The 6,835-nt window shown below is 43.5% G+C and carries 6 protein-coding genes; 4 read left to right on the top strand and 2 right to left on the bottom strand.

Going from position 1 to position 6,835, the window contains the following annotated elements; all coding sequences use genetic code 11:
- Positions 1-251: 251 nt before the first annotated feature.
- Complete coding sequence (gene viaA / locus AB6E78_RS19255; protein WP_017064542.1) at positions 252-1,697, bottom strand: ATPase RavA stimulator ViaA; 1,446 nt, start codon at positions 1,695-1,697, stop codon at positions 252-254.
- Between the two features lie 11 nt (positions 1,698-1,708).
- Positions 1,709-3,364: an ATPase RavA domain-containing protein gene (locus AB6E78_RS19250; RefSeq protein ID WP_372110490.1), complete on the bottom strand. Its 1,656-nt coding sequence runs from the start codon at positions 3,362-3,364 to the stop codon at positions 1,709-1,711.
- Between the two features lie 288 nt (positions 3,365-3,652).
- Between AB6E78_RS19250 and AB6E78_RS19245 the strand changes: the two genes are divergently transcribed.
- The 4 genes from AB6E78_RS19245 to ylqF all read left to right on the top strand — a co-directional run bounded on the left by AB6E78_RS19245 (position 3,653) and on the right by ylqF (position 6,718).
- A complete protein-coding gene (locus AB6E78_RS19245; RefSeq protein WP_372110487.1) occupies positions 3,653-4,168 on the top strand; it encodes an NUDIX hydrolase in 516 nt (171 codons plus the stop codon).
- 39 nt (positions 4,169-4,207) lie between these two features.
- Positions 4,208-5,212 carry a low-specificity L-threonine aldolase gene (ltaE, locus tag AB6E78_RS19240; protein ID WP_372055212.1) on the top strand — a complete coding sequence of 335 codons (1,005 nt, stop codon included), beginning with the start codon at positions 4,208-4,210 and terminating at the stop codon, positions 5,210-5,212.
- 88 nt (positions 5,213-5,300) lie between these two features.
- Positions 5,301-5,615 carry a cytochrome c gene (locus AB6E78_RS19235; RefSeq protein ID WP_017069125.1) on the top strand — a complete coding sequence of 105 codons (315 nt, stop codon included), beginning with the start codon at positions 5,301-5,303 and terminating at the stop codon, positions 5,613-5,615.
- A gap of 167 nt (positions 5,616-5,782) precedes the next feature.
- Complete coding sequence (gene ylqF / locus AB6E78_RS19230) at positions 5,783-6,718, top strand: ribosome biogenesis GTPase YlqF (protein ID WP_017070586.1); 936 nt, start codon at positions 5,783-5,785, stop codon at positions 6,716-6,718.
- Positions 6,719-6,835: the final 117 nt, after the last annotated feature.

Here is a 6,835-nt window from a genome sequence, read left to right as displayed (position 1 = left end):
ACCGAGGTCCACGGATTTGCAATCCGCTGCATAGCCACTCTGCCAAGGCGCCTTTTTAATTCAACACTTTAGGGACTTAAGTAAGCCGCACCGCTGTGTTCGGGTGCCTACTTTACGGATTGAGGGGAGATAGTCAAACAAAAAAGTGAATTTAAATTCCGTTTGCTGACATTTAAATCAAATTGCTGCATGTTCGATCTCTTTAATCAAAAAACACACAGCAAAATCGAGTTAAACAAGATGTTCTAGCGCTACCACTTCTTCATAAAACGACCGACAAGACTCGGATGATACGCCCAGCAGTGGTCAAACATAGTCATAAGTTGAGGGTTGCCATACTTAGAAAGACTAACCGCATGGAAACGGTTTTTGTGTTCTTTCAACTTTTCAACCTGAGCAATCATTTCGTCTGATTGTTTCGGCGCAATAAAGTCAGAAAGTACGATTAAATCGGCATTCTTGTATTTATCACCAGTCATTAGGTCAATCGACTTCATGAGAACAGGTTCCAAATCCGTACCGCCGTGGAATGAGTAACTTAAGAAGTCGCTCGCTTCACGTAGGCCATCTTGCCTTGTTAACTCATAGGTAATCTGCTCAGAAGAAAAAAGAATCACATAACAGTCTCTCTCTTCTGCAAGAGCAATTTGCATTAAGGCATAAGCCATTGCTTTAGCAGACTGCTCAGGGAAACCACTCATAGAACCCGAAGCGTCCACACAGACTATAAACGGGCCCTTTTCAATATCGATGTTCTTGCTATCTGGTTTTTGCGCCTTCACTTTGCGTAACGTGCGTGATTTACCTTGCGAGCGATAGCTCAGTAAACGCTTGTCGGCCAAGTGCTTGTAAAAGATAACCTCAAGTTCAGGATAAGCTAAGAACATGGTTTCGTTTGGCAGCATCTTGTTAAGGTCATCACTTTCATGAATCCCGACAATATCATCGACCGCTTCATCGCTTTTCTCTTCAACCACCTGCAATTCTTCTACAGGGGCTTTGTGTAGCGAAGGATCATCTTCCTCACCAGCCATACGGCCTAGCTTTTCAGCGATCTCTTGCAAGCCCTTGTGCTTATTCAAGAACTCAGCATGACGTTTCATGATGGTAAGGTCTGTTTTGCTTAATTTGGCAGAAGCCATGTCCCACAAGCGCCCTACACTGCCTTCATCACCCGACTCAGTCACTTTATCCATGTTTTTCATGGTTTCCATGCGCTGATAAAGATCGGCTAAGACTTTTTCTTTGCTTGTTTCAAGTTCAGTTACTTGAGCTTGTTTAATCGCATCAGAAAGTGATTGGTACCATTGGTCGCAAAAGTAGTGTGGAAACATCGCGTTATAAACACCCTTGTTGTTCTCCATAAGGCGTCGAGCTTGTAGATAAAACGCTGAGTGCCACTCGAGCTTTTTGATAACACTGTCTATCTCATCAAAGAACTGAGGTTCATCCCAGTAAATCACTTCTTGATAAAGGGCGATTTCCTCTTGGAATCGATCAGTTTCACACACCTTGGTGACGCGTTTTTTTACTTTACCGCGCCATTTGACTAAGTGGTTTTTCACTGATGTTTTCACACCTTTGTTCTCTGCAGCCATCATGACTTGAGAACGAGCGATGAGATCATTCATCGCGGTATCAATGATTCCGGAATCAGCTACCATCAAAGCGAGGTTTAAGCCGTCTGCTCCTAACATATGCTCTCCTCTTACTCGAAGTACTGGCTCATAAACTTAATACGCTGAGCGATCTTGGCACTCTTCACTTTCGTAGTTTCAAGATCTTGCGTTACCGATTGCAAACTTGCTTCCATCGCTTTTGGTAAATCAGGGTCAATATAGTTATGAGGTAATGCATCATGGAATTCAGTACGAACGCGTTTTAACTTGAATTCAGCTTCAGTTAACTGTTCTAAGGCTTTCTCAGCGCCACTCAACCACTTGTTGTACAGTTCTTGGTCTAAACCGTCAGTAGTAACCACACTCACCAATACAGAGCGATTGGCGATGTCTTTAATCACTAATTGGTTTGATGCATCCAAGTCGAGTTTTAAACGGCATAGGTTTTTATTTTCGTTTACGTAACCGTAAATATCACCGTGACCTTCTTTAAGAACACGATCAAAATCGTCTTTGGCTACGTATACCCAACGGCTATCGCCTTTCTCAGATTCAGAAACCGACATGTTGCTTTGCAGCATAACCAGTTTCACTAGATTGTAAGCACTGCCCACGCTGTACATTTTCGCGTTCTTGATGTCATTCTGGTAAACATCTTTACGCAACAAGCCACTGGTTGACTCCATAGAAAGTGACACCGACAACGTTGATTCAACATCGTCTTGAATCTCTTCTAACTCTTCACGAGACATTTCAATTTGAGCTTTCGACTCTTGTTGATCAAACGCTCGGTTCAATGCAAAGTCTTTCACCACGCTACGAACCACATCACGTGATTCTGGGCTATGCCACAAACAATCTTGCAGAAGCATAATATCCAGCGGGTTCACGCTATCGCGACCACTGAAGAACGCACTCGCTTTCAATAGTTTAACGGCCTTCTTCCAGCGTCTGTCTGATACATACAATTCTGACTCTGAAGCAGAGCCTTGCTTCTTAACCATCTCTTCAAGCATGGTTTTTAGTTCAAACAACTTATCAAACGAATTGTCTGTCAGTTCCAGCTTATCGAGCTCTTTCTGCCATTGATGGTATTCAATGTCCGTAATCGCCAAACCTTTTGGAATTACCGCTTCTTGAGAAGTACCCGTCGTCAGCATCGATTTGAAGTTTTGTTTGTTTTGAATACGGTTCACGAACACGCGTACCAACATACGGTCATAAAGTGCTTCCAAGCCGCTGTCTTCATCTGGAAGTTCGTTGGATGCCGATACTAGTAGACGCATCGGTACACGTTCAATATCACTGCCGTTTTTGAAAGTCTTTTCGTTAACGACAGTAAGTAGCGTGTTTAGGATTGCAGGGCCGGCTTTCCAGATCTCATCGAGGAAGACGACTTGTGCAGTTGGTAGGTAGCCTTCGGTTAGTCTTACGTAACGACCGTTGTCTTTTAATTCTTGGATACTTAGTGGGCCGAACACTTCCTCGGGAGTAGAGAAACGAGTCATCAAATATTCGAAATAGCTGCTGTTATCAAAAGCCTGAATGAGACGTTTCGCGATAAGGCTTTTTGCGATGCCCGGAGGGCCTAATAGAAACACGCTTTCACCAGCCAAAGCAGCCAGTAAACAAAGCTTAATGGTGTCTTCTCTTTCGTAGACACCATCAGACAGAGCATGCGCTAATTTATTGATTCTTTCAGAGAGTAGCGCCTTGTCAGCATGTGAAGAAATAGAAGGGTTCATGCGTTACTCCGAAAATCTTTGAACAATTGAGAGTGTAGATATGTTTTTATACATTTGTTAGTGCTTTGTTACAAGTGTATTTTATTATTGAGTTGCATTTATATCAGATGGTTACGTCGGTAATTTTGGCGCAATCATAGATTCCAATTATGAGAGTAACATCACGAACGGCGTGAAACTAAATCTATTGCTAACCCTAATTTTTCTTTTATTTTCGACACCATAGACGTTATGGTGGTGCACGTCTTCCGTTATACGAAAAATTGGCAAGGAATGTGGCCAGACTGCATGAGTAAAGTTATCCATAAATGGAAAAGTATTTCTCTCATAGAAGAGAACGTGACGCTCCCTACGAACGTCGTGGTAAAACATACAACAATCAATCACCCTGGCGCGGCAGTTATTCTTCCTATCACTTCGTCTGGAAAAATCATCCTCATTAACCAGTTCCGCCCTTCTCTAAAGAAATGGCTTTTGGAACTACCCGCAGGCACGATGGAAATAGATGAGACACCTCTTCAATGTGCCCAACGCGAACTGGAAGAAGAAACAGGTTACAGTGCAACTTCTTTTCAAAGCTTGGGGCAAGTCACCCCTTTGGCTGGCTTCTGTGATGAGATACAACATCTGTTTGTCGCAAAAGACTTAAGCCTCACTACCCGCTTTGAATGCGATGACGATGAAGTAATAGAAGTGATCGAACTGAGTTTAGAAGAACTGCACGGTAAAATACGACACGATCAAATCACTGATACCAAAACTATCGCTTGTTTAAGTAAAGCCCAACTATGTGGCCATCTATAGCCAATTATATGGCTACCTAAAGTACTCTAGGAGAGAAACATGGACTTTCGTTCTGATACCGTAACTAAACCTTCGCAAGCTATGCGTGACGCAATGGCAAACGCAGAAGTGGGCGATGATGTTTATGGCGATGACCCAACCGTCAACGAACTAGAACAGTGGGCAGCAAATGAGACAGGCTTTGAAGCGGCAATGTTTACCTCTTCAGGTACACAAGCCAACCTTCTTGGCTTAATGGCGCATTGTGAGCGTGGTGATGAATATCTGTGTGGCCAGCAGGCGCACAACTACAAATACGAAGCTGGCGGCGCTGCGGTCCTTGGTTCTATCCAACCTCAACCAATCGAGAATAACCCAGACGGTACTTTAGACTTTAAAAAGCTTGCCGCTGCGATTAAGCCCGACGACAGCCACTTTGCTCGTACCAAGCTTCTTAGTTTAGAAAACACGATCAATGGTAAAGTCCTGCCAATGTCTTATCTAGCGGAAGCACGTGAGTTCGTAAACCAACACAGACTTCAAATGCACCTAGATGGCGCGCGCGTCTATAACGCAGCAGTCGCATTAGATGTACACATCAAAGAGATCGCACAACATTTCGATTCTATGACGATTTGCTTATCGAAAGGTTTAGGCGCTCCTATCGGTTCATTACTTCTTGGCAACAAAGAATACATCGCAAAAGCACGTCGACTACGTAAAATGGTCGGTGGCGGTATGCGCCAAGCAGGTATTCTTGCCGCAGCGGGAAAAATGGCTTTAACAGAGAACGTTACTCAACTTAAAGCTGACCACGAGAACGCAAAAAATCTAGCGATTGGTTTAAGCAAACTAGAAGGTTTTTCTGTTAACCCTGATTTCATTCAAACTAACATTGTATTTGCTAAGTTAGATGAGTCTGTGGATATCAACCGAATCGCACGCGAACTGGGCGAACAAGGCATTACGATGTCACCAGGGAACCCTGTTCGATTTGTTACTCATAGAGATATCAGTTCAGAAGACATCGCTACTTTCCTAACTAAGTTGGAAAATGCGCTTTAAGCCATACTAAATGTTCACCCAGAACAAATAAGACTTGAGCTTCCTCTTAGGGGAAGCTTTATAATCATGTTTTTACCGGAGTAAAAACGTGCATTACCCAACCTTCGCTCTAATATTGCTAGCTCTTTCCTCTAACCTTCATGCCTCTGATTTTGGCGACGCTGAACTAGGTAAAGTTAAATCACCAAGCTGCGTTTTTTGTCATAACCCTACCAGTCAATCGACTAATAACTCCTATCCTAAGCTTTCTGGCCAAGATCCAACCTATCTCTTTAATACAATGAAAGCGTATCAAACCGGAGATAGGCAGGGCGATTACGCGGATATGATGCGAGCGCAACTAAGTAAGCTTAACGATCAAGATTTGAAAGACATAGCGGCTTTTTACGCTTTACAAGATTAGCGGCTCCCACCTTCAATAGGTCAATCATCAGCTAAATAAACATCACCAAGTCGCCTATACTTCAAGCAAACTCACTGAGCTCATTGAAGGTCGGGATAGATATACCTTTACACGTATCATCCAACCCTTACAATGTGCAGCAAATATATTTATCAAGGTTTATCTCTATGTCTATTCAATGGTTTCCGGGTCACATGCATAAAGCCCGCAAAGAAATCGAAGAAGTTATCCCACAAGTTGATGTGATCATCGAAGTACTGGACGCTCGTATCCCGTTCAGTAGTGAAAACCCAATGATCTCTTCACTGCGCGGCGATAAGCCTTGTGTAAAAGTGCTGAACAAGCGTGACCTTGCAGATCCTGAACTGACTCAACGTTGGATTGAGCACTTCGAGAAGGAGCAAGGCGTTAAAGCGATTGCGATTACGACTAGCGTAAAAGAAGAAGTTAACCACGTTATGGAGCTGGTACGTAAACTGGCACCGCACCGTGAACAGATGGGCAAAAACATTCGTACAATGATCATGGGCATCCCGAACGTGGGTAAATCGACCATCATCAACTGCTTGGCTGGACGTACGATTGCGGTTACTGGTAACCAACCTGCGGTAACTCGTCGCCAACAACGTATCAATCTGCAAAATGGCGTGATCCTTTCAGATACTCCAGGAATCCTTTGGCCTAAAGTAGAAAACCCACACAGTGGCTTCCGCTTGGCTGCAACAGGTGCTGTAAAAGATACAGCAATGGAATACGATGAAGTGGCATTTTACACAGTAGAGTACCTAGCAAAACAGTACCCTAACCTTTTGCAAGAGCGCTACCAAATTGATGAGCTGCCTGAGTCTGACATCGAACTGATGGAAGCGATTGGCCGTAAGCGTGGTGCACTTCGTGCCGGTGGTCATATCGACATTCACAAATGTTCAGAAATCCTGCTTCACGAATTGCGTAATGGCACTTTAGGTAAGGTAACGCTTGAGTTGCCAGAAATGATCACACAAGAGCTGATCGAAGTTGAAGAAGCGGCTGCGCTGAAAGCGGAACAACAGATTAAGAAAAAAGAAGAGCGTCGTAAGCGTTACCTGAAGAACAAGCGTTAATCGCGATTAGTTTTTATAATCTGCTTTAATTTCTGTTTACCACTCTTACACCAGCCTCTAGATATTCACGCTCTATCGATAATAGAGCGTGAATATTGCCCGCTACCGTTTGTTGAT

Origin of the sequence: Vibrio sp. 10N.247.310.98 (assembly GCF_041467395.1) — a bacterium.
GTDB lineage: Bacteria > Pseudomonadota > Gammaproteobacteria > Enterobacterales > Vibrionaceae > Vibrio > Vibrio crassostreae_C.
This window is presented reverse-complemented; position numbering and strand designations above follow the sequence as displayed.

Excerpts from the sequence above, each read along its gene's own strand:
- ylqF (WP_017070586.1), top strand. The coding sequence starts at position 5,783 with ATGTCTATTCAATGGTTTCCGGGTCACATGCATAAAGCCCGCAAAGAA.
- AB6E78_RS19245 (WP_372110487.1), top strand. The coding sequence starts at position 3,653 with ATGAGTAAAGTTATCCATAAATGGAAAAGTATTTCTCTCATAGAAGAG.
- AB6E78_RS19250 (WP_372110490.1), bottom strand. The coding sequence starts at position 3,364 with ATGAACCCTTCTATTTCTTCACATGCTGACAAGGCGCTACTCTCTGAA.
- viaA (WP_017064542.1), bottom strand. The coding sequence starts at position 1,697 with ATGTTAGGAGCAGACGGCTTAAACCTCGCTTTGATGGTAGCTGATTCC.
- ltaE (WP_372055212.1), top strand. The coding sequence starts at position 4,208 with ATGGACTTTCGTTCTGATACCGTAACTAAACCTTCGCAAGCTATGCGT.